This window comes from Streptomyces sp. NPDC058308 (assembly GCF_042880275.1).
GTDB lineage: Bacteria > Actinomycetota > Actinomycetes > Streptomycetales > Streptomycetaceae > Streptomyces.
Genome location: NZ_JBHVZA010000016.1, coordinates 18963 through 40635 on the forward strand (window position 1 = coordinate 18963; position 21673 = coordinate 40635).

The window sequence follows — 21673 nt, forward strand, 5'->3', positions numbered from 1 at the left end:
GCCCCCTTGACCGGCCGCCCGGCCCACCGTTGCCCTCGCAGCCGGGCGGCCCCGCAGCCGGGCGGCCGCACCCCTTCCCCGTAACCCTCGCCTCCCCACAAGGAGAACCCTCCGTGACCGGCTCCCCGCGCCGTACCGCCGTGACCGTGGCCCTCGCCCTGCTCGCCGCCGCCGCGCCGCTGACCGTGACGGCGGCGGCCGCACCGCTCGCCGCTCCGGCGTCGTCCGCCTCGGCCGAGCCCGCCGACGGCCTGGACCTTTCGACGTCGCGGGCCCAGTGGATCGACCGGTCCACCCTCGCCTGGGACACCGGCAGGGGCACCGCCCACGAGCTTCTTTACGCGCCTCACGGTGGCCTCACGATCAAGGACGGCGACCTCGACGGCGCCGCCCACCGGATCCGCCTCAGCCGGACCGACGGCGGCCTCACCGACGCCCAGAAGACCAAGTACCCGCACCTCAAGGACTACGCCGCCTTCACCGTCGACCCCCGGGACCGCGCCCGCATCCGCTCCGCTCTCACCGGCCAGCTCGTCGCCACCGCACGCTCCGCCGACGGCACCCTGCGCGCCGCCACCGGCGTCCAGACCCAGGGCGTCCTCGACGACCTGTACGCCACCGCGGCCGCCGGGGCGGCCCTCGGCCCCCGCTTCACCCACGGCCGCCCGACCCTCTCCGTATGGGCCCCCACCGCACAGCAGGTCTCCCTGGACATCGACGGACACCTGGTCCCGATGCGCCGCGACTCCGCTTCGGGCGTCTGGTCGGCGAGCGGGCCCCGGAGCTGGTCGGGGAAGGCCTACCGTTACGCGGTGAAGGTCTGGGCGCCGAACGTCGGGAAGGTCGTCACCAACAAGGTCACCGATCCCTACTCGACCGCCCTCACCAGCGACTCCGCGCGCAGCCTCGCCGTCGACCTCGACGACCCGGAGCTCGCGCCCGCGGGATGGCCCACGCTCCGCAAACCGAAGGCGACCCCGCTGCGCGACGCGCAGATCCAGGAGCTGCACATCCGCGACTTCTCCGTCGAGGACCGCACGTCGGGACACCCCGGTCAGTACCTGGCCTTCACGGACGAGAAGTCCGACGGGATGCGGCACCTGCGCCGCCTCGCCCGCGCCGGGACCTCGTACGTGCACCTGCTGCCCGCCTTCGACTTCGGCACCGTCCCCGAGCGTGCCTCCGGACAGTCCGCACCCGACTGCGATCTGCCGTCGTACGCCCCCGACTCCGACGAACAGCAGGCGTGCGTCTCCAGGAGTGCCGCGGGGGACGCGTACAACTGGGGCTACGACCCGCTGCACTACACCGTTCCCGAAGGCTCGTACGCGAGCGACCCCGACGGCACCCGCCGCACGGTCGAGTTCCGCAGGATGGTGCAGGGCCTGAACGGCTCGGGTCTGCGCACGGTGATGGACGTCGTCTACAACCACACCGTGGCGAGCGGTCAGGCCGACAAGTCCGTCCTCGACAAGATCGTGCCCGGCTACTACCAGCGCCTCGCGGCCGACGGCACGGTCACCACCTCCACCTGCTGCGCCAACACGGCGCCCGAGAACGCCATGATGGGCAAGCTCGTCGTCGACTCGATCGTCACCTGGGCCAGGCAGTACAAGGTCGACGGATTCCGCTTCGACCTGATGGGACACCACCCCAAGGCGAACATCCTGGCCGTCCGCAAGGCCCTCGACGCGCTGACCGTGGCGAAGGACGGCGTCGACGGGAAGAACATCGTCCTGTACGGCGAGGGGTGGAACTTCGGTGAGGTCGCCGACGACGCCCGCTTCGTCCAGGCCACCCAGCGGAACATGGCGGGCACCGGCGTCGCGACGTTCTCCGACCGGTCGCGCGACGCGCTGCGCGGCGGCGGTCCCTTCGACGGCGACCCGGGCGTGCAGGGCTTCGCGAGCGGCCTGTACACCGACCCCAACTCATCGAGGGCGAACGGCACTCCGGCCGAGCAGAAGGCCCGCCTCCTCCACTACCAGGACCTCATCAAGGTCGGCCTGACGGGCAATCTCGCGGGCTTCCGCTTCACCGACTCGGCGGGCCGCGAGGTCGAGGGTTCCGAGGTCGACTACAACGGAGCGCCCGCCGGATACGCGGCTGCCCCCGGCGACGCGGTCTCCTACGCGGACGCACACGACAACGAATCGCTGTACGACGCGCTCGCCTTCAAGCTGCCCCGGGGCACGACGGCGGCCGACCGCGCCCGTATGCAGGTCCTCGCGATGGCCACCGCCTCCCTCTCCCAGGGCCCGGCGCTCTCCCAGGCGGGCACGGACCGGCTGCGCTCGAAGTCCCTCGACAGGAACTCCTTCGACAGCGGCGACTGGTTCAACGCCATCCACTGGAACTGCCGGGCGGGCAACGGCTTCGGCCGCGGTCTTCCGCCGGCCGCCGACAACAAGGACAAGTGGCCTTACGCCACCCCCCTGTTGGCCTCCTCGGCGACGCTGACCCCCGGCTGCGCGGAGATCGAGGGCGCGTCGGCCGCGTATCAGGATCTGCTGAGGATACGGACGACCGAACCGGCGTTCTCGCTGGCGACGGCCGGGCAGGTCCAGTCGGCCCTCTCCTTCCCGCTCTCCGGCACCGAGGCCGAGACGCCGGGTGTCATCACCATGAAGCTGGGTGACCTGGTGGCCGTGTTCAACGCGACCCCGCAGGAGCAGCGGCAGCGCGTCGCCTCCGCCGAGGCGACGCGCTATGCCCTGCACAGGGTGCAGGCTTCCGGCGCCGACCGGACCGTGAAGTCGGCGTCCTACGAGAGGAGTTCAGGCACATTCTCCGTGCCCGCACGGACCGTCGCCGTCTTCAAGATCAGCCGGTGAGCCGCTTGAAGTTGTCCCCGAAGGTCCAGCCCTTCGACCCGTCCCAGTTGATGGACCAGGTCATCAGGCCCTTCAGGGCGCCGCTGTAGTGGTTCCAGGCCTGGGACACCAGGCTCGGGGACATGTAGCCGCCGCCGGCGCCCGGCTGGGCGGGGAGGCCGGGGACCTGCTTGTCGTAGGGGACCTTGATGGTGGTGCCCTGGATGACCAGGCCCTTGTTGAGGCAGTCGGTCTGGGCGGTGAAGCCCTGGACGGTGCCCGCGGAGTAGGAGTCGCCGGAGCAGCCGTACATGCTGCCGTTGTAGTACTGCATGTTGAGCCACCACAGGCGGCCGTTGTCGGCGTACTTCTTGACGATGGGCAGGTAGGCGCCCCAGATCGAGCCGTACACGACGCTGCCGCCGGTGACGTACGCCGTCTCGGGGGCCATCGTGAGGCCGAAGCCGGCCGGCATCTTCGCCAGCACGCCGTCGATGATGCGGATGAGGTTGGACTGCGAGGCGGAGAGCTGGTTGATGTTGCCGCCACCCACGAGGCCGGTCTCGATGTCGATGTCGATGCCGTCGAAGTTGTACTTCTTCAGGATCGGCACGATCGTCTCGACGAAGCGGTCGGCGACGCTGCTGGAATTGAGGTCGATCCCGGCCGCCGCGCCACCGATGGACATGAGGATGGTGGCGCCGTCCGCCTTGGCCTGGCACATCTCGGCGGGGGTGGCGACCTTCACCGTCGCGTCCATCCCGTCCTCCCACAGGACGGTGCCGTCCGAGCGGATCACGGGGAACGCCGCGTTGATCACGTTGTAGCCGTGCTGCTTGATGCGGCTGTCGGTGATGGGGGTCCAGCCGAAGGGCGGGTGCACGCCGTTGGAGGCGCCGTCCCAGTTCTCCCAGTACCCCTGGAGCACCTTGCCCGCGGGCTTCGACTTGGTCGCGCAGGTGTCTCCGGCGGGGGCGGCGGGGGCCGCGGCGGCGGCCGGTAGTTGTGCGACACAGGCCAGCGCGATGGCCGACCCCAGCAGGCGTAACGTCCGACCGAACACGCGGGGCTCCTTGGCTGCGAGGGGGGAGGAGGAGACGTGCGTGGTGCGAGGCGTCACGCTAGGCAGGTCCGGACCAGCCGTCAATAGGTCTGTACCAAAGGGGGGGTGGAGGCTCGGTGGTGCGTGCCGCGGACACCACCAGCTACCCACCACCAGCCACCGGCCGCCAGCCGTCTGCTGTCGGTGGTCGCTGGTCGGTGGTCGGTCGTCAGCCGTCCACCGGGAGTCCCTGCGGTTCCTTGATCCGCTTCATGATGATCTGGGAGTTGACCTCGGTGACGCCCGCCAGCGCCGTGAGCCGCTCGATCCAGAGGCGCTCGTACGCGGCGAGGTCCCCGACGGCGATGCGCAGCAGGCAACCGGGGCTCCCGAACAGGCGGTACGCCTCGATGACGTCCGGGATGTCCTTCAGGGCGGCCTCGAACGCCTCGACCGTCTCGCGGTCGCGCCGCACCTCGATGGAGACCAGGACCTCGAACCCCCGGCCGACGGCTTCCGGGGCGACGACCGCGCGGTACCCCTGGATCACGCCGTCCAGTTCCAGCTGGCGCACCCGGCGCATGCAGGGCGACGGGCTGAGGCCGACCCGCGCGGCCAGCTCCTGATTGGTCAGCCGGCCGTCGCTCTGCAGTTCGCGCAAGATATTGCGGTCGATCTCATCCATGGCGCAATTATCCCCTACTTATATTGCAAACTCGCCGGAACTTGGCAAACACATTGCGTAATGTTCGATCTATCCTTGCGCCGGGACCGTCCGCCACTCGGGGGGCTCGTGGTCCACAGGATTCCTGGGAGGTACGCAGACGTGGAAGCACAGGCGCGACGGATCGTCGTCATCAGCACCGGCGGGACGATCGCGAGCCGCTGGCAGGGGACCGGCTTCGCCGCCGACGCCCCCGGCCGCGAGGTGCTCGCCACGGCCTCGATACCCCACGGCATAGCCTCCGAGGTCATCGACCTGTTCAACGTGAACAGCCCGCGCCTCACCTCCGCCCAGCAGCTCACCCTGCTGCGCACCGTGCGCGAGGTGTTCGCCGACCCCGGCGTCGACGGCATCGTCGTCACTCACGGCACGGACACCCTCGAAGAGTCCGCCTACCTGCTCGACCTGCACCACGACGACCCCCGCCCGGTCGTCTTCACCGGCGCCCAGAAGCCGCTCGGCGCCGAGGACGGCGACGGTCCCGGCAACCTCTACGACGCGCTGCTCACCGCCGCCACCGTGCGTGACCTCGGCGTCCTGGTCGTCTTCGACGGCAAGGTGCACGCCGCGCGCGGCACCGTGAAGACCCAGACCCTCGCGGCCGACGCCTTCGCCGACCCGTCTGGGCCGCCCGTCGGTAAGGTCGGCTTCGGCAAGGTCTCGATACTGCACCGCCCGGCCCGCCCCGAGCCGCTGCCCGTGCCCGCGGCCGTCCCGACCGGATCCCTGCCGCGCATCGACATGGTCATGCACCACGTCGACGCCGACCCGCTGTTCCTGGAGACCGCGGTCGAGGCGGGCGCCGAGGGCATCGTGCTCGTCGCCACCGGCGCGGGCAACGCGACCCCCGAGTTCGTCGCCGCCGTCACCGCCGCCATCGAGCGCGGCGTCGTGGTCGCGCTCACCACCCGCGTCCAGGGCGGCCCCGTCACCGAGATCTACACGCACGGCGGTGCCGTCGACCTCGCGGCCGCGGGCGCGGTGCTCACCGGCACGTTGCGCGCGGGCCAGGCGCGCACGGCGCTGCTCGCCGCGCTGCTCTCGGCCGGCGACCCGGGCGTGCGCACGGCTCAGCTGCGCCGCATCGTCGGTGAGCCGGCACCTGCGGTCACGAGCGACGCCACCGGCCGGGCCGCCTGAGAGCCTGTGTCATATCCCCGGCCGGGCGGCCGCCGCCTGGCACGCACGCTCGCCGCGTTGCCGAAAAGCCCTAGTAGCTCCGCTACGAGGACTTCCCGGCGCCTTGCGATCGCACGCACCAGACGACGCCCGCTGATCCGACCGGGGATATGACACAGGCTCTGACGCTTCCGCCTCGAAGGACCGATGAGAACGCTGCGGGCCGTTGTGGCTGGTCGCGCAGTTCCCCGCGCCCCTGACGGGGCGCTCCGCGCCGGAAGAGAACAACACCATGAGCCCCACCCCGTCCCTCGCCCCCGCCCTCCGCCGTGAGCACGATCTGCTCGGCGACCGCGACGTCCCCGCCGACGCCTACTGGGGCATCCACTCCCTGCGCGCCACGGAGAACTTCCCCATCACGGGCATCCCGATCTCCGTGTACCCGCAGCTGATCAACGCGCTCGCCGCCGTCAAGGAGGCCGCCGCCCGCGCCAACGAGGAGCTGGGGCTGCTCCCGAAGGCCAAGGCCGACGCGATCGCCGCGGCCTGCCGGGAGATCCGCGAGGGGCGCCTGCACGACCAGTTCGTCGTCGACGTCATCCAGGGCGGCGCCGGCACCTCCACCAACATGAACGCCAACGAGGTCGTCGCCAACCGGGCGCTTGAGCTCCTCGGGCACCCCAAGGGCGCGTACGAGCACCTGCACCCCAACGAGGACGTCAACCTCAGCCAGTCCACCAACGACGTCTACCCGACCGCCGTGAAGGTCGCGACGGTCAGCGCGGTGCACGGGCTGCTGCGCGCGATGTCGTACGTGCAGGACGCGTTCGCGGCGAAGGCGCTGGAGTTCCGTGACGTCCTGAAGATGGGGCGTACGCAGCTCCAGGACGCCGTGCCGATGACGCTCGGCCAGGAGTTCTCCGCGTACGCGGTGATGCTCGACGAGGACCGCATGCGGCTCGCCGAGGCCGTCGAGCTGATCCACGAGATCAACCTCGGCGCCACCGCCATCGGCACGGGCCTCAACGCCCCCGCGGGGTACGCCGAGACGGCCCGCCGTCACCTCGCCGAGATCACCGGCATGCCCCTGGTGACCGCCGCCAACCTCGTCGAGGCGACGCAGGACTGCGGCGCGTTCGTGCATCTGTCCGGCGTCCTGAAGCGGATCGCGGTCAAGCTCTCCAAGAGCTGCAACGACTTGCGGCTTCTTTCGTCGGGGCCGCGAGCGGGGTTCAACGAGATCAACCTGCCGCCGGTGCAGGCCGGTTCGAGCATCATGCCGGGCAAGGTCAACCCGGTCATTCCCGAGGTCGTCAACCAGGTCGCCTTCGAGGTGATCGGCAACGACGTCACCATCACGATGGCCGCGGAGGCGGGCCAGCTGCAGCTCAACGCCTTCGAACCGATCATCCTGCACTCGCTGGCGAAGAGCATCACCTCGCTGCGCGCGGCCTGCGAGACGCTCGCCGCGCGGTGCGTGGCGGGCATCACGGCCAACACGGAGGTACTGCGTCACTCCGTGGAGACGTCCATCGGCCTGGTCACCGCGCTCAACCCGCACATCGGCTACACCGCGGCCACGGAGATCGCGCAGGAGGCGCTCAGTACGGGGCGTGGCGTCGCCGAACTCGTACTGGAAAAGGGGCTGTTGCCGCCGGAGCGGCTGGCGGAGCTGCTCACTCCTGAGCGGGTGGCCGGCGCGGCCTGAGCGGTCCCTCCGGGCCGGGTCACTTCTGCGGCTGTGGCTGCGGCTGTGGCTGCGGCTGCGGTTGCGTCGTGGCTTGGCGCGCGGTTCCCCGCGCCCCTGATGGGGTGCCCGTACTGGGACGCCCTTACTGGGGCGCCAGGATGTTCAGTGCCGCCTGGGCCGTGAACTCGGCCTGGCCGCCGCGGAAGAGCAGTTCCGCCTGCGCGAACGACGGGTCGTCGGCGTGCGCCGCCACGTAGGGGATCGCCACACAGCGCATCCCGGCCGCGTGCGCCGCCATCGCCCCCGGCGCCGCGTCCTCGAAGACGACGCAGTCCGCGGGCGCCGCGCCGAGCAGGGCGGCCGCCGCGAGGAACACGTCCGGTGCGGGCTTGCCGCGCGGGACCTCCTCGGCGGAGACGAACGTGGTCAGCTGGGCGGCGAGGCCCGTGCCGTCCAGGATGGCGCCGATGGCCGCGCGGGAGGACCCGGACGCGACGGCCATCGGCACGCCCGCGTCGTGGAGCCGCTCGACGAGCCCCCGCATCTCCGGGTAGACGGGGGTCGCCGCGCGCGCCAGAGCCAGATAGCGGCGGTCGAGGTCGGCGAGGAGCTCGGTCACCGGCGCCTCGATCCCGTACTCACGCTTCCACAGCGCGAGCGTCTCGAGGGAGCTGATGCCGACGTATCGCTCGTTGTCGGCCCAGGTGTACTCCCGGCCCGTGAAGTCCGCGAGCAGGGCCCGCGAGGCTTCGTAGTAGTTGGGCTCGCTGTCCACGAGGGTGCCGTCGAGGTCGAAGACGACCGAGGTCGTGCCGAAGGTGCTCATGACCTCCAGCATGCCAAACGGCCTGGTCAACCCGGTCCGGCAGCCGACCTGCCCACCGACTCGACCAGCGGGAGCAGCCGGTGCGGCACCCGCTCCCGCAGCGCCATCTCGGTCCGGGTGCGCACCACGCCCGGCAGGTTGATCAGCTGCTGGACGACATCTTCGAGGTGGCCGTTGTCCCGGGCCGCGACCCGGGTCAGCAGATCGCCGCCGCCCGTGATGGAGTGCGCCTCGATGATCTCGGGCACGGCGGCCAGCGCGTTCCCCACCTCGTCCAGGTGCCCCTGCGTGACCTCGATGTGCACGAACGCGAGCACGGGGTGACCGAGCGCCGCGGGGGAGAGGAACGGCCCCGTACCGGTGATCACCCCGTCGCGCTCCATGCGGTCGAGCCGGGCTTGCAGGGTGCCGCGGGCGATACCGAGCACGCGCGCGTACTCGCGCAGACTGGTGCGCGGCTGCTCCAGCAGCAGCCGCAGGATGCGGGTGTCGAGTGCGTCGACGGTCATGGCGCGAGGTTCTCCCAGGTGAGCGGGGCCGATCGCAGGCGACTGTAGCCGCTGCCCCCACCCGCGCGGCTGCGCCGTCCCGACCACGGGAGGATCATGGATTCATGAACGGCATACGCAGGTCCGCGGCGTCCCGTCTCCCGGCCGCCGCGCTGACCGCATGCCTCCTGGGCACCGGCGGCAGCCTGGCGGCAGCGGCCCCTCCGCCGCCGTCGGCCGTCGCGGAGGCCGGCGCTTGGGGAGACACGAAGAAGTGGGGAGACGGGTTGGCCGTCACCGTGTCGAAGCCGGTGAAGTTCACGCCGGCATCGTTCGCCGTGGGGCATGAGTCGAAGAACCAGGCCGTGAAGTGGCGCATCAAGGTGCACAACGGCACCGACGAGCCCTTCAATGGGGCGCTGATGTCGGTGTACGTGAAGTCCGGTGACGACGGCGAGGGGTGCTCCCAGATCTACGACGGCAAGCTGGGCAACGGAATCGAGGGCAGCGTGTCACCGGGCTCGTCCGGCACGGCGGAGTTCGCCTTCGACGTGCCGCCCGGCCACCTGAACAAGGTTGATCTCGAGGTCAGGCCGCAGGTCGATCTCGACGGGCGGCACTGGGTCGGCGAGGTCAAGGACGCGGTGGTCGCGCGGCCGCGGTGAGGTGGTTACTTCGGTGTGGCCCAGAGTTGGCGCTTGTACGTGTTCGCCGAGTGCAGTTGGACCTTCGTGCTGTTGGCGGTGGAGCCGCCCGTCACGTCGAGGACCTTGCCGGACGCGACGTGCACGATCTGGCCCTTCGCGTTCACCGACCAGCGCTGGGACGCGCCGCCGTTGCAGTCGGAGAGGGAGATCTTGTTGCCGTTGGTGCTGAGGTTGCGGTAGTTGTCCAGGCACTTGCCGAGCGCGCGGAACGCGCCGTCCTTCTGCAGGATCCACGACTGCGCCACGCCGCCGTTGCAGGTGTAGAGCTGGATCTGCGTGCCGTTGGCCGCCTTGCCGCCCTTGACGTCGAGGCACTTGCGGCCGATGCCGGTCACCTTGCCCTGCGGGGGAAGTACCGCGCCGCCGCCGCGCGCCAGATAGCGCAGGCCCTTCATGTCGAACTGCTGGACATAGGTGCCCGCGCGCTTGTCCTGGTAGGCGGTGGTGGGCGTGCACATCACCGGGAACTCCCTCGAGTCGGTGCCCTTGACGCAGTCGCCGCGCGTCGCGCTGCGGTTGGCGTGCGTGAGGCCCATCGTGTGCCCGAGCTCGTGGCTGATGTGGTTGCGCATGTACGTCTCGCCCATGGAGGGCGCCGGCTTGCCGTCGGCGGTGAAGAACTCGTCGTCGATGTACGCGTGCCCGCTGGTCACCGTGTCGGCGACGGACGAGGAGAAGAGCCCGCAGCTCAGGTTCTTGCTGCCGGAACCGTCACGGACGACCTTCCAGCCGGTGGAGCCGCCGTCCGCGGGCGGGACGCACGGCCGCTTCAGCAGTCCGACGACGATCTCGCCCCTGGGCCTCTTGTAGTCCCAGCCGACCGGGTTCGTGTCGACGGCGATGGGCAGGTTCGTCACGCGACGCAGGTCCGCCGCCGACCGCTTCACGTAGGGGGCCAGCCAGTCCGCGGCCTTCTTGTCGTAGAACTTGATGGTGTAGCCGGTGCCGAGGTACTTGGACTGGCCGCCCGACTTCCACCCCACGCCGTGCGGGGGAGCGGCGGCGGCCCGCCTCGACGAGTCCGCGGAGGGCGCGACGGGGGCCGTCTTCAGGGTCATGACCCCGTTCCGGAACGCCGTCCCGTCCGTGCCGGAGGCGCCGAAGTCGTCCGTCTCGGCGTGGCCCGCGGCCGCGTGCGTGGTCCGCGGCTCCTTGTCGCCGGAGCCGGAGCCGGAGCCGGAGCCAGTGCCCGTGCCGAACGCGGCGGGCGACAGCTGTACCCCCGCCACGACGGCGGCCGCGACACCCACCGCGGCCATGGCGATGCGGCGCTTGCGCGCGCCGCGCTTCCGTATGGAACTCAAGTCCCCGTTGTCCTCTCACTGAACAGCAATGTGCCGAACAGATGATAGGTGTGAAGTGCCGGGGCTGTAGCTCCAGTTGGGGCGAGGTAGAGGCTGCGGCGGGTTCAGCCCGACGACAGTTGCGCGGTCGACCCGCGGACGACGAGCTCGGGCTCGAAGAGCAGCTCGCCGGGGTGGGCCTGGGTGCCCTGGATCTGGGCGCACAGCAGGTCGACCGCCGCGCGGCCCATCGCCTCGATGGGCTGGCGCACCGTCGACAGGGGCGGCTCCGTGCAGGTCATGAAGGCCGAGTCGTCGTACCCGACGACCGAGACGTCGGTGGGGACGGAGAGCCCCCGGCGGCGGGCCGCCCTGATGGCTCCCAGCGCGAGCGGGTCGCTGCCGCAGACGATGCCGGTGACCCCGCGCCCCAGCAGACGGGTGGCGGCGGCCTGGCCGCCCTCCAGCGAGAAGATCGACCGTTCCACGAACTCGTCGGCCAGCTGCATGCCCGCGGCCTTCGCGACGAGCCGGGCGGCTTCGAGCTTGCGGCGGGAGGGGACGTGGTCGGACGGGCCGAGCAGCAGGCCGATCCGCTCGTGTCCGAGCGAGGCGAGATGGCGCCAGGCCTGCTCGACGGCGACGGCGTCGTCGCACGCGACGCAGGGGAAGTCGAGGCCCTCGATCGACGCGTTGATGAGGACGACCGGGATCTTCCGCTCCGCGAGCTGGTGGTAGTGGTCGTGCGGGGCGTCGGTCTCGGCGAAGAAGCCCCCCGCGAACACGACGCCGGAGACCTGCTGCTGGAGCAGGAGCTCCACATAGTCGGCCTCGGAGACACCGCCCCTGGTCTGCGTGCAGAGCACGGGTGTGAGCCCCTGCTGGGCGAGGGCGCCGCCGATGACCTCGGCGAACGCGGGGAAGATGGGGTTCTGCAGCTCCGGCAGGACGAGGCCGACGAGCCGGGCGCGCTCCCCGCGCAGCTGCGTCGGCCGCTCATAACCGAGGACGTCCAGCGCCGTCAGTACGGACTGTCGTGTCGCTGCGGAGACACCGGGCTTGTTATTGAGGACACGGCTGACCGTGGCCTCGCTCACCCCCACCTTCTTCGCAACTTGAGCAAGTCGTCGCGTCATATGCGCAACCATATAGCAAGCACCGCAAGCGAGTTACGGTCCTGTGCGCCACTTTCTTCAGCGGGTTGTTGAGGTGTTGCAAGCAGGTAGGGAAGATGCAGGGAGGGAGGAAAGCAGGCAGGGAGGGAAGCCGGAGAGCCCCGGCCGCCCGTGTTCCGGACGGCCGAGGCCCGCTGCTCCCTTCCGCGCCGGTCAGGGCTCGATGTTCAGCTTGAAGGTGGAGGTGGTGTTCTTGATGTCCTGCGCGTTGTCGTTCACCTTCAGGTTGTGGATGGTGGCTTCGCCCACGGCGGGGCCCTGCCCGGCCTCCGGCATCTCATTGGCCCAGACGCCGAAGCCCGACTTGTGGTCGAAGGCGTCGCCGCTCTTGTGGGCGCCCGTGATGGTGATGTCCCGCAGGATCGTGTCCTTGACCGGGAACTGGGGCTGTCCGCCCACGTAGTTCGTCTGGAACATGATCCCGTGGTACGTCGGGTCGGTGATGTCGACGTTGTTGACGCGGATTCCCTGGAAGACCTTCGAGGCGGAGAACAGCCAGATCCCCGGGAAGGTCTGGCCGTTCCAGAAGTGGCCGCCCGCCCGCTCGATGGAGACGTTCTCGAAGGTCGTGGGATCGGTGCCGAAGCCGTTCATCGGGTAGTTGAAGTCCAGGGAGCTGATCGTGATCCCGGAGTAGACCAGGGTGTCCGCGATGCGGATGTTGCGGAAGGTGTTGTTGTAGCCGCCGTAGACGGCGACACCCGCCGCGCGCCAGGTCAGCAGCGAGGTCAGGTTCTCGTAGACGTTGTTCTTCATGTCCGCGCCACCCGCGTCGATGGCCGAGAACAGGGCGAAGCTGTCGTCGCCCGTCGCCCGGGCCTCGTTGTTCGCGACGAGGTTGTCCGTGCTGCCGTTGGTCATGTTGATGCCGTCGGCGAACATGTCACGGATCCGCGCGTTCTTGATGGTCATGCGGTCCGTGTTGGCGCCCCAGTACAGGCACACCATGTGTTCGTTCCAGATGTCGTCGATGGTGATGTCGGAGACGTTCTGGAAGTCGAACACCTTGCCCGGACCGTCGATGCGCGACGTGTAGTTGCCGAAGTAGGCGAAGCCCGAGAAGGACGAGCCCTTCGCGCCGGCGTCGGCGCGGAACCCGATGTCGGTGTTCTGCTGGGCGGCCGGTGCGTGGAAGCGGGTGTACCAGGGCCCGGCGCCCGTCACCTGCACGGCCTTGCCGTAGACCTGGAACTTGCTGCTGGTCTCGTAGTCACCGGGCGGCAGGTACACGCCGGTCAGCTTTCCTGTGGTGTCCATCCGGACCTTGTCCAGGGCGTTCTGCACGTCCTGGTGCGCGAACCCGGCGGGGACGACGTACGCGCCCGGGTCCGGGTTGGCCTTCGGCGCGGTCTTCTCCAGGTCGACGAAGTCGATCGCGTAGCGGGAGGTGTTGGCGCCGTCCTTCTGAAGCTTGATCTTGCTGCCGGCCGGGACCGTCTCGCCGAGCAGGAGGTGCGCCTCGTCGTAGATGTGCCGGGCCGGGCCGTCCCCGGGCGCGTTGCCGGGCGAGGCCTCCGCGCCGTACAGCCAGGCGTACTTGGAGGTGAGGTCGATCGCCTTGCGGAAGACCCCGTCGACGTACACGTTCAACGTCGCCTCGGTCCCTCCGCCGCCCGGTGCGTCCGGGATGGAGAAGCGGGTGACCAGGGTGTTCGTGGGCCGGTCGGCCGTGAACTCCACCGAGGACCCGGTCGAGTCGAGCGTGACGGCCCTGCGGCCCGAGGCCTCGCCCGCCAGGTCGCCGATGGTGCGGTTGGGGCCGACGGCCTTCGCGCCGCCGGCGAGCACTCCGTCCTCCGCCTCGTAGGTGTCGTACGGCGTGGCGGCGCCGCGGCCGACGAACAGCGGCCGGGTGCTCGTGTTGTTCTCGCGCTTGGCCGGGATCTCGTTGGCGTCGCCGGCGAGGACGACCTCGACCGTGTAGCGGCCGTTGGCGGCCGTCCACGCGCCGAGCTTGACCGGGGCCGTGGTGTCACCCGCGCCGATGACCCCGTTGTACGTGCCGGTCAGGGTCTTGACCGTGTCGCCCTTGGCGTTCCGCAGGGTCAGCGTGATGCCATGGGCGCCGGACGCGGAGTCCTGCGTGCCCTGATTCTTGATCGCGACGCTGAAGGCGGCCTCCTTGCCGCCCGCGGGCGCGCTCGGCGTCCAGCTCACCGGCGACGCGACCAGGTCGGAGCTGCGCACCGGCTTGACACTCAGCGGTGTCGGACTGGTGCGGGTGTTGTTCCCCTCGTCCTGCTCGATGACCTTGTCCGCCTCGTCGACGGTCGCGGCGAACGCGTATGAACCCGCGTCGCGCGCCGGGGCCCTGACGCTCACGGTCGCCGATTCGCCCGCGCCGAGAGCACCGACCGGCGCCGCGCCGGCCTTGTCACCCCCGAGCCGGAACGTGACGTCACTGGCGGCGGACGCCTCCTTGCCGCCGTTGTACACGGTCGCGCCGAGGGTCAGCTCGTCGGACTCGTTCGGCGCTTCGGGGGCGTACGTCAGCTTGCTGACCGTCAGGTCGGGGTTGGGTGCGGGTGTGCCCATGACCTGGAACTCGGCGACCTGCCCGGCCGTCGCCCCGCTGTTCGCGGTGAACTTCAGGCGGACGTCGGCGACCCGTGCGGAGACCGGGACGGTGACGGTGTTCTGGTTGCCGGAGGGGGTGAAGGAGTACTCCTTGGCCTCCTTGAGCGTGGTGAACTCCGTGGCGTTCTGCTTGCGGCCGAGGACCTCCACCGTCTGGGTGCGCGGGCCCCAGGCGGGGTCCGGACTGAGCTTCACGACGACCGAGTCGACGTCAGCGTCGGCCCGCAGCTTCACGGTCAGCGTGTTCGGGTAACTGCCCGCGGCGCCCTCCCAATAGGTCGACGTCTGCCCGTCGTTGGCGTTCTCCGCGACATAGGTGTGGATCACCGAGGACGCGGTGATCGGCTTGCCCTCGGCCAGGTTCGTGCCGGCGCCCGCTCCTGGGCGGGTCACGGTGTTGCTGAAGGCCGAGACGTTCCCCGCCGCGTCGCGGGCGCGCACCGCGTAGGACACCGTGTCACCGGCGGCCCGCTCATCGGTGTACGTCGTGACGTCGCCGCCGAGGGTCCTGAGCGGCTTGCCGTCGGCGTAGACGTCGTACGCCGTGACCTTCACGTTGTCCGTGGAGGCGCCCCAGACCAGCTTGATCTCGCCACCGGAGGGCTGGGTGAAAGCGAGGTTCGCGGGTGCGGTGGGGGCCTGGGTGTCGCCCGAACTGCCCTTTCGTACAACGGAGTTGCTGTTCGGTGAGGCGTTGCCCGCCGCGTCGCGGGCCCGGACGTAGTAGGTGACGGTGGCGCTCGCGGGCTGCGTGTCCGTGTACGTACGCACGTCCCCGGCGACGCTGGTGCGCAGCTCCCCGTCGGCGTACACGTCGTAGGCGGTCACGCCCTTGTCGTCGGCGGCCGCGTCCCAGGTGAGCTTGGGCCGGCCGGGATCGGGCTCGGTGAGGGTGAGGTTCTTGGGCGCGGTGGGCGCCTGGGTGTCGCCGCTCGCCGGGCCGTAGATCTCCAGCTCGGACAACTGCCCCGCGTTCTGGGCCGTGTTGGCGCTGATCAGGACGCGCACGTAACGGGTGGTGGTGGTGTCGAAGGAGAGTGTGGCGGAGTAGTCTGTCGCGTCGCTGAAGGCGTAGTCCTTCGCCACGGCCAGGTCGGTGAAGTCCGTGCCGTTGCCGCTGCCCTGGAGCTTCAGGGTCTGGCTACGGGTGTTCCAGCCGACGGGCACACGCAGCACCACCTGGTCGACGCGGGACGAGGCGCCGAGGTCGGCCTGGATCCACTGCGGCAGCGTGCCGTTCTCGCTCTCCCAATAGGTGTCACGATTGCCGTCGTTGGCGTGCGCGGCGACGTGGTCCCCCGTGTGGCCGGAGGCCTTGAGGGTCTTGCCCCGCGCCAGGTTCTGGGAGGCGTCCTGCGCCGCGTGCACCCGCAGGCCGGAGAGCTGGGCCGCGGGCCAGCCGGTGTTGGCGGTGATGTGCAGGCGGACGAAGCGGGTCTGTGCGGCGGGAAAGCGGACCGTCACCGCGTTGCCGCTGCCGGGCTCGAAGGAGTGCGATGCCGACGCGGCAAGTGTGCTGAACCCGGTGCCGTCCGGGCTGCCCTGGACCGCGAGCGTCTGCTTGCGGGCCTCCCAGGCCGGGGGCAGTTCGAGGACCACCTCGTCGACGCGAGCCGTGCGGCCGAGGTCCACCTGCACCCACTGCGGCAAGTCGCTGCCCGAACTCTCCCAGTAGGTGGCCGGGTTGCCGTCGGTGATGTTCGCCGCCCCGTACTCGGCCTTGCTGCTGCTCGCCTTGGCCGGCTTGCCCGCCGCCAGGTCGGGTCCGCCCGCCGCGGTGGCGGTCAGTGCGGGTAATCCCAGCAGGAGCAGGGTGGCGGCGAGGGAGGCGGCGAAGGACCGCCATCTCCGGCTGGTCGGCCGTTCCCCTCGGGGTCTTCGTGTCGGCGTCCTGCCCTGAGCGGGCCTGATGCGGCTCATGGGTCTCACAACTCCCTCACGTGGGTCGGCGCGCAAGATTTGGCGCGGAGAAGTTGGAGAGTTGCAGAGAACTGTCAATCTGGCCACAGCAGAAGCGGAACTTGTGACCGTGCTGCTCCGGCCCCGCTGTCCTGGCTGGTGGGGCCATGTGGCGCCGCGTCGGGGAGGGGTGGTGCCGGGTCACCCCTGGTCCGGCCCTGAGGGTGAACTGCCCTTGGTGGCAAGGGCGATCAGGGTTTTGCAATGTATGCGCGAGATATTGTGCTGGTCTGTCGCCGGTGGTTGAGTGTGCGCCGCACCCGACAGCCACAGCACCGCGGCGGACCGGCCGTGCCCGTCAGGGCCGACCGCGCGCCGCCGGCCCGGCGCGCCTTCGCGCCGTGGAGCACGACCCGGAGGGGGTCTCCCGATGTCATCCATGAGCAGCCGTACGCTCGCACTCGCCACCGTCACCGTTCTCGCGCTGGTCGCGACGTCCGCCTGCGGCACCAGCAGCGACGAATCCGACGCGGACTCGGGCGGCAGGGTGAAGCTCGACGTCAACGGGCAGCCGCCCAAGACCCAGGCCTTCGAGCGCACGCTCTTCGACCGGCACGTGGCGCGGTTCGAGAAGGCCAACCCGGACATCGACATCGTGCCGCACGAGGGCTTCATGGACCCGAAGACCTTCAACGCGAAGCTGGCGGGCGGCAAGTTGGAGGACGTCTTCTACGTCTACTTCACCGACACCCGGTCCCTGATCGAGAAGAAGCAGGTCGCGGACATCACCGACGCCGTCAAGGACATGCCGCGCCGCGGTGACATCCAGGACCCGCTGATGAAGATCTTCCAGGACGAGCAGGGCCACCAGTACGGCCTGCCGACGTCGAACTACTCGATGGGCCTCGTCTACAACCGCGCGCTCTTCGAAAAGGCCGGTCTCGACCCCGACCAGCCGCCGAAGACCTGGGCGGACGTCCGCAGGGCGGCCAAGAAGATCGCCGGTCTCGGCGACGACAACGTCGGCTACGCGGACTTCTCCAAGAACAACCAGGGCGGCTGGCACTTCACCGCGGAGCTGTACTCCCGCGGCGGCCGTATCGCCCAGGAGAGCGGGGGCACCTGGAAGGCGGCGTTCAACACCGCCGCGGGCAGGGCGACTCTCCAGGACCTGCACGACATGCGCTGGAAGGACGGCTCGATGGGCAGCAAGCAGCTGCTCCAGGTCGAGGACGTCCAGCGGATGATGGGGTCCGGCAAGCTCGGCATGTACGTCTCGGCGGCCGACAACATCACCGTCATCGCCAAGCAGTTCGGCGGGAAGTACGAGGACTACGCGCTCGCCCCGGTACCGGACGCGAAGGCCACGCTGCTCGGCGGCGAGGGCTACATGTTCAACGCCAAGGCGTCCCCGGCGAAGATCAAGGCCGGTGTCAAGTGGATCCAGTGGCGCTACCTCAACCCCGGCCTCATCGAGAAGAACGTCACGGACTACGCCGAAGCCAAGCTCCCCGTCGGCATCCCGATGCCCATGGTCCCCGACATCTTCGAGGGCTCCGTCCGCGACCGGATCGAAAAGGTCAAGCAGGACAACGCCAACATGCCGACCGGCAACTACCAGGCCTTCATGCAGGCCGCGCCGAAGGTGCCGGGCGTGATCGAACCCCCCAGGGCCCAAGAGGTCTACGCCGTCCTCGACTCCGTGATGCAGGCCGTCCTCACCAAGGAGGACGCAGACATCGACGCCCTCCTCGACCGCGCCGAGGACAAGGTCGACGCGATCTACGACGCCTCCTGATGAGCATGTCGCTCAAGGCCCCGCCCCGGGACGAGGCCGCGCCCGTGCCGCCGCCCGCCCCCCGAAGGCGCCTCGCCGCCCGGCGCCGCGCTCTGCGTGAGGACCTGACGGCGTACGGGTTCCTCTGCGCCGCCGTGGTGATCTTCGCGCTGTTCTCGTGGTGGCCGATCGTCCGGAACGTGATCCTCGGCTTCCAACACGTCAACTTCGTCACCGGGAACACCTGGGCCGGCCTCGCCAACTTCGAGAAGCTGTTCAACGATCCGCTCTTCCTCACCGCCTGGAAGAACACCGGCCTGTTCACCTTGTACGCGCTGCTGCTCGGCTTCGCCGTGCCGTTCCTGACGGCGGTGCTCCTCAACGAGTTCCGGCACGCGCGGGCGTACTTCCGGGTCCTGGTCTACCTGCCGGTGATGCTGCCGCCCGTGGTCGTGGCCCTGATGTGGAAGTGGTTCTACGACCCAGGACCCGGACTGCTCAACGAGATCCTCCGCACACTGCACCTGCCGACCTCGGCCTGGCTGGACTCCTCGTCCACCTCACTGATCTCCCTGGTCACCGTCTCGACCTGGGCGAACATGGGCACCACGACCCTGATCTACCTCGCCGCGCTGCAGACCATCCCCGGCGAGCTGTACGAGGCGGCCGAGCTGGACGGCGCCAGCGTATGGCAGCGCCTGCGCCACGTCACCGTCCCGCAGACCCGGTTCGTGCTCCTGGTCCTGCTGCTGCTCCAGATCGTCGCGACCATGCAGGTGTTCACCGAGCCGTACGTGATGACCGGCGGCGGCCCCGAGGACTCCACGGTGACCGTGATGTTCCTGGTCTACCGGTACGCCTTTGTCTACAACGACTTCGGCACCGCCAGCGCGCTCAGCCTGCTGCTCCTGCTCGTCCTGGCCGCCTTCTCCGCCCTCTACCTGCGGATCACCCGCGCCGCCGAGGAGTGACCGGATGCCCGCCTCGACGCGCACGCTCGTACGCCCCGCCGTCCTGCGGACCCGCAAGGGGCGACTCGTCTACTGGTCGCTGCTCGCCGTCACGCTCGCCCTGTTCACGCTGGCCTTCGTCGTACCGCTCTACTGGGCGGCGACCGGCGCCATGAAGTCCTCCACGGAACTGGCGCAGTCCCCGCCCACCTATGTACCGGAGTCCTGGCACCCGGAGAACTACGCCAAAGCCTGGCGGGAGATGGACCTGGCGGACTACTTCCTGAACACCGTCGTCCTGGCCGGCGGGGCCTGGCTGGTGCAGCTGGCGGTGCAGGTGCCCGCCGCGTACGCGCTCTCGAAGCTGCGCCCGCGGTTCGGGAACGTGGTGCTCGCGCTGATGCTGCTCACCCTGATGATGCCCGCCACCGCACTCCTCGTGCCGGTCTACCTCACCGTCGTCGACGTACCCCTGTTCCACCGCAACCTGATCAACAGCCCGAGCGCGGTCTGGCTCCCGGCCGCCGCCAACGCGTTCAACATCTACATCCTGAAGAACTTCTTCGACCGGATCCCCGACGAGATCCTCGACGCGGCGAAGATGGACGGCGCGGGACCGCTGACGACCCTGTGGCGCGTGGTGCTCCCGCTGTCCCGGCCGATCCTCGCCGTCGTCTCCATCCTCTCCATCGTCACGGCCTGGAAGGACTTCCTCTGGCCGCTCCTCGTGCTGCCGGACCCCGCCGAGCAACCGCTGAGCGTGTTCCTCCAGCGGGTGGCGTCGGACACCCCGCTCAACTCCCTGGTCGCGGGGCTCGTGATGGCCTCCCTGCCGCTGATCGCGCTCTTCCTCGTCTTCCAGCGCCAGATCATCGCGGGCCTGGGCGCCGGGAGCCTCAAGGGCTGAGCGGCGTCCGCCTCCCTCCGCACCCACCCCCCGCCCACAGGCCCGTACGCGTCTCGTACGAAAGGACACTCATTTGTCCAGCACGGAGTGGTGGCGCAGCGCTGCCATCTACCAGGTGTACGTCCGCTCCTTCGCCGACGGGAACGGCGACGGCACCGGCGATCTCGCCGGCGTCCGTGCCCGCCTGCCCTACCTGGCCGAACTGGGCGTGGACGCACTGTGGTTCACGCCGTGGTACCTGTCGCCGCTCGCGGACGGCGGCTACGACGTCGCCGACTACCGCGCCATCGACCCGGTCTTCGGCACCCTCGGCGAGGCCGAGAAGCTGATGACCGAGGCCCAGGAGCTGGGCCTGCGCTGCATCGTGGACATCGTCCCGAACCACGTCTCCGACCAGCACGCGTGGTTCAGGGCGGCCCTCGCGGCGGGCCCCGGCTCCCCGGAACGGGAGCTCTTCCACTTCCGGCCGTACTCCGAGGAGCCGCCCAACGACTGGGTCGGCGAGTTCGGCGGGGTGCCGTGGTCCCGCGCCCCGGACGGCGAGTGGTACCTCCACCTCTTCGCGCCCGAGCAGCCCGACCTCAACTGGAACCACCCCGAGGTCCGCAGGGAGCACGAGGAAGTGCTGCGGTTCTGGTTCGAGCGCGGCGCGGCCGGCGTGCGGATCGACTCCGCGGCGCTCCTCGCCAAGGCCGACGGGCTGCCCTCGATGGACCCCGCCCGTCCGCACCCCTTCCACGACCGGCCCGAGCTGCACGACATCTACCGCTCCTGGCGGCGGATCGCCGACGCGTACGGCGCCGCGCTCATCGGCGAGATCTGGCTGCCGGACGCGGAGCGGTTCACCCGCTACCTGCGCCCGGACGAGCTGCACACCGCGTTCAACTTCGACTTCCTCTCCCGCCCCTGGGACCCGGCGCAGCTGTGGGAGTCGATCGATCTCACCCTGAGCACCCACGCCCCGGTCGGTGCCCCGGCCACCTGGGTCCTCGCCAATCACGACGTCACCCGGACGGTCACCCGCTACGGCCGGGCCGAGGACACCGGCTTCGCCTTCGAACGCAAGCGGTTCGGAGTACCCACCGATCTGGAGCTCGGCACCCGCAGGGCCAGGGCCGCGGCCCTGCTCACCCTGGCGCTGCCCGGCTCCGTCTACCTCTACCAGGGTGAGGAGCTGGGGCTGCCGGAGGTGGAGATCCCCCGGGAGCTCGTCCAGGATCCGATGCACGCGCGCTCCGGCGGAGTCGACCCGGGCAGGGACGGCTGCCGGGTGCCGCTGCCCTGGGACGGCGCCCCGGCCCCGAGCTGGCTTCCCGTGCCGCCCGGCTGGTCCGGGCGCGCCGCCGAACGGCAGGCGCGGGACCCGGACTCGATGCTCTCCCTGTACCGGACGGCACTGCGGCGAAGGCGCTGCCTGGGGGAGGCGGGGCCGCTGCGCCGGCTGCGCACGGACGAGCCCGGGTTGCTCTGCTTCGCCCGCGCCTTCGAGCGCGACGAGAGTGACGAAAGTGACCTGAGTGACGGTGGTAACGGCTCCACCTGGGTCACGCTGGTCAACTTCGGCCCGGACGATGTGGCGCTGCCGGCCGACTCCGAACTCCTGCTGACCAGCGGCCCCTTGTCCGCGCGGGGGCTGCTGCCGCCCGACACAGCGGTATGGCTGCGCAGGAGGGGGTTCAAAGACAGTCACTGAGCA

The 21673-nt window shown here is 70.1% G+C and carries 15 protein-coding genes; 8 read left to right on the forward strand and 7 right to left on the reverse strand.

The annotated features are described in order from the left end of the window. Positions 1 to 113: 113 nt before the first annotated feature. Positions 114 to 2834: a pullulanase-type alpha-1,6-glucosidase gene (gene pulA / locus ACFVYL_RS22025; protein ID WP_389718687.1), complete on the forward strand. Its 2721-nt coding sequence runs from the start codon at positions 114 to 116 to the stop codon at positions 2832 to 2834. Here pulA and ACFVYL_RS22030 read toward each other — a convergent pair. Further along, the gene (locus ACFVYL_RS22030) at positions 2824 to 3876 is read right to left on the reverse strand and encodes a chitinase (protein WP_389718690.1); all 1053 of its coding nucleotides are present in this window, start codon (positions 3874 to 3876) and stop codon (positions 2824 to 2826) included. The genes pulA and ACFVYL_RS22030 overlap by 11 nt on opposite strands. Positions 3877 to 4084: 208 nt before the next feature. Then, positions 4085 to 4540: an Lrp/AsnC family transcriptional regulator gene (locus ACFVYL_RS22035; RefSeq protein WP_389718695.1), complete on the reverse strand. Its 456-nt coding sequence runs from the start codon at positions 4538 to 4540 to the stop codon at positions 4085 to 4087. 141 nt (positions 4541 to 4681) lie between these two features. Here ACFVYL_RS22035 and ACFVYL_RS22040 point away from each other — a divergent pair, with 141 nt between their 5' ends. Both ACFVYL_RS22040 and aspA read left to right on the forward strand, forming a co-directional pair. Continuing rightward, complete coding sequence (locus ACFVYL_RS22040) at positions 4682 to 5719, forward strand: asparaginase (RefSeq protein WP_389718697.1); 1038 nt, start codon at positions 4682 to 4684, stop codon at positions 5717 to 5719. A gap of 271 nt (positions 5720 to 5990) precedes the next feature. Continuing rightward, positions 5991 to 7406, forward strand: a complete 1416-nt coding sequence (gene aspA, locus ACFVYL_RS22045; RefSeq protein WP_389718700.1) for an aspartate ammonia-lyase — start codon at positions 5991 to 5993, stop codon at positions 7404 to 7406. A gap of 124 nt (positions 7407 to 7530) precedes the next feature. On the opposite strand, the gene ACFVYL_RS22050 is transcribed toward aspA, so the two are convergent. Both ACFVYL_RS22050 and ACFVYL_RS22055 read right to left on the reverse strand, forming a co-directional pair. Then, positions 7531 to 8214, reverse strand: a complete 684-nt coding sequence (locus ACFVYL_RS22050) for an HAD family hydrolase (RefSeq protein ID WP_389718702.1) — start codon at positions 8212 to 8214, stop codon at positions 7531 to 7533. Positions 8215 to 8240: 26 nt separating this feature from the next. After that, a complete protein-coding gene (locus tag ACFVYL_RS22055; RefSeq protein WP_389718704.1) occupies positions 8241 to 8723 on the reverse strand; it encodes an Lrp/AsnC family transcriptional regulator in 483 nt (160 codons plus the stop codon). A 104-nt stretch (positions 8724 to 8827) separates the two neighbouring features. Here ACFVYL_RS22055 and ACFVYL_RS22060 point away from each other — a divergent pair, with 104 nt between their 5' ends. Beyond that, entirely contained in the window at positions 8828 to 9367 is a 540-nt protein-coding gene (locus ACFVYL_RS22060; RefSeq protein ID WP_389718706.1) for a hypothetical protein, read from the forward strand. A 5-nt stretch (positions 9368 to 9372) separates the two neighbouring features. Here ACFVYL_RS22060 and ACFVYL_RS22065 read toward each other — a convergent pair whose 3' ends face one another. From ACFVYL_RS22065 to ACFVYL_RS22075, 3 genes are all read right to left on the reverse strand, one after another. Beyond that, positions 9373 to 10713, reverse strand: coding sequence for a ricin-type beta-trefoil lectin domain protein (locus ACFVYL_RS22065; RefSeq protein WP_389718709.1), 1341 nt, complete (start codon positions 10711 to 10713; stop codon positions 9373 to 9375). A 104-nt stretch (positions 10714 to 10817) separates the two neighbouring features. Next, positions 10818 to 11828, reverse strand: a complete 1011-nt coding sequence (locus ACFVYL_RS22070) for a LacI family DNA-binding transcriptional regulator (protein ID WP_389718712.1) — start codon at positions 11826 to 11828, stop codon at positions 10818 to 10820. A 192-nt stretch (positions 11829 to 12020) separates the two neighbouring features. Next, a complete protein-coding gene (locus ACFVYL_RS22075) occupies positions 12021 to 16364 on the reverse strand; it encodes a discoidin domain-containing protein (protein WP_389718715.1) in 4344 nt (1447 codons plus the stop codon). A 409-nt stretch (positions 16365 to 16773) separates the two neighbouring features. Here ACFVYL_RS22075 and ACFVYL_RS22080 point away from each other — a divergent pair, with 409 nt between their 5' ends. From ACFVYL_RS22080 to ACFVYL_RS22095, 4 genes are all read left to right on the forward strand, one after another. Next, positions 16774 to 18141, forward strand: coding sequence for an ABC transporter substrate-binding protein (locus tag ACFVYL_RS22080; RefSeq protein WP_389718718.1), 1368 nt, complete (start codon positions 16774 to 16776; stop codon positions 18139 to 18141). Next, positions 18141 to 19091, forward strand: coding sequence for a carbohydrate ABC transporter permease (locus ACFVYL_RS22085; RefSeq protein ID WP_389718721.1), 951 nt, complete (start codon positions 18141 to 18143; stop codon positions 19089 to 19091). Before ACFVYL_RS22080 ends, ACFVYL_RS22085 begins: the two co-directional genes overlap by 1 nt. A gap of 4 nt (positions 19092 to 19095) precedes the next feature. Further along, the gene (locus ACFVYL_RS22090; protein ID WP_389718723.1) at positions 19096 to 19977 is read left to right on the forward strand and encodes a carbohydrate ABC transporter permease; all 882 of its coding nucleotides are present in this window, start codon (positions 19096 to 19098) and stop codon (positions 19975 to 19977) included. Between the two features lie 73 nt (positions 19978 to 20050). Further along, entirely contained in the window at positions 20051 to 21670 is a 1620-nt protein-coding gene (locus ACFVYL_RS22095; RefSeq protein WP_389718726.1) for an alpha-amylase family glycosyl hydrolase, read from the forward strand. Positions 21671 to 21673 lie beyond the last annotated feature (3 nt).

Bases quoted from the DNA above. Each gene is read 5' to 3' on its own strand.
- ACFVYL_RS22070 (WP_389718712.1), bottom strand. From the start codon at position 11,828: ATGACGCGACGACTTGCTCAAGTTGCGAAGAAGGTGGGGGTGAGCGAG.
- ACFVYL_RS22080 (WP_389718718.1), top strand. From the start codon at position 16,774: ATGTCATCCATGAGCAGCCGTACGCTCGCACTCGCCACCGTCACCGTT.
- ACFVYL_RS22055 (WP_389718704.1), bottom strand. From the start codon at position 8,723: ATGACCGTCGACGCACTCGACACCCGCATCCTGCGGCTGCTGCTGGAG.
- ACFVYL_RS22090 (WP_389718723.1), top strand. From the start codon at position 19,096: ATGCCCGCCTCGACGCGCACGCTCGTACGCCCCGCCGTCCTGCGGACC.
- ACFVYL_RS22060 (WP_389718706.1), top strand. From the start codon at position 8,828: ATGAACGGCATACGCAGGTCCGCGGCGTCCCGTCTCCCGGCCGCCGCG.
- ACFVYL_RS22075 (WP_389718715.1), bottom strand. From the start codon at position 16,364: ATGAGCCGCATCAGGCCCGCTCAGGGCAGGACGCCGACACGAAGACCC.
- ACFVYL_RS22050 (WP_389718702.1), bottom strand. From the start codon at position 8,214: ATGAGCACCTTCGGCACGACCTCGGTCGTCTTCGACCTCGACGGCACC.
- aspA (WP_389718700.1), top strand. From the start codon at position 5,991: ATGAGCCCCACCCCGTCCCTCGCCCCCGCCCTCCGCCGTGAGCACGAT.
- ACFVYL_RS22085 (WP_389718721.1), top strand. From the start codon at position 18,141: ATGAGCATGTCGCTCAAGGCCCCGCCCCGGGACGAGGCCGCGCCCGTG.
- ACFVYL_RS22035 (WP_389718695.1), bottom strand. From the start codon at position 4,540: ATGGATGAGATCGACCGCAATATCTTGCGCGAACTGCAGAGCGACGGC.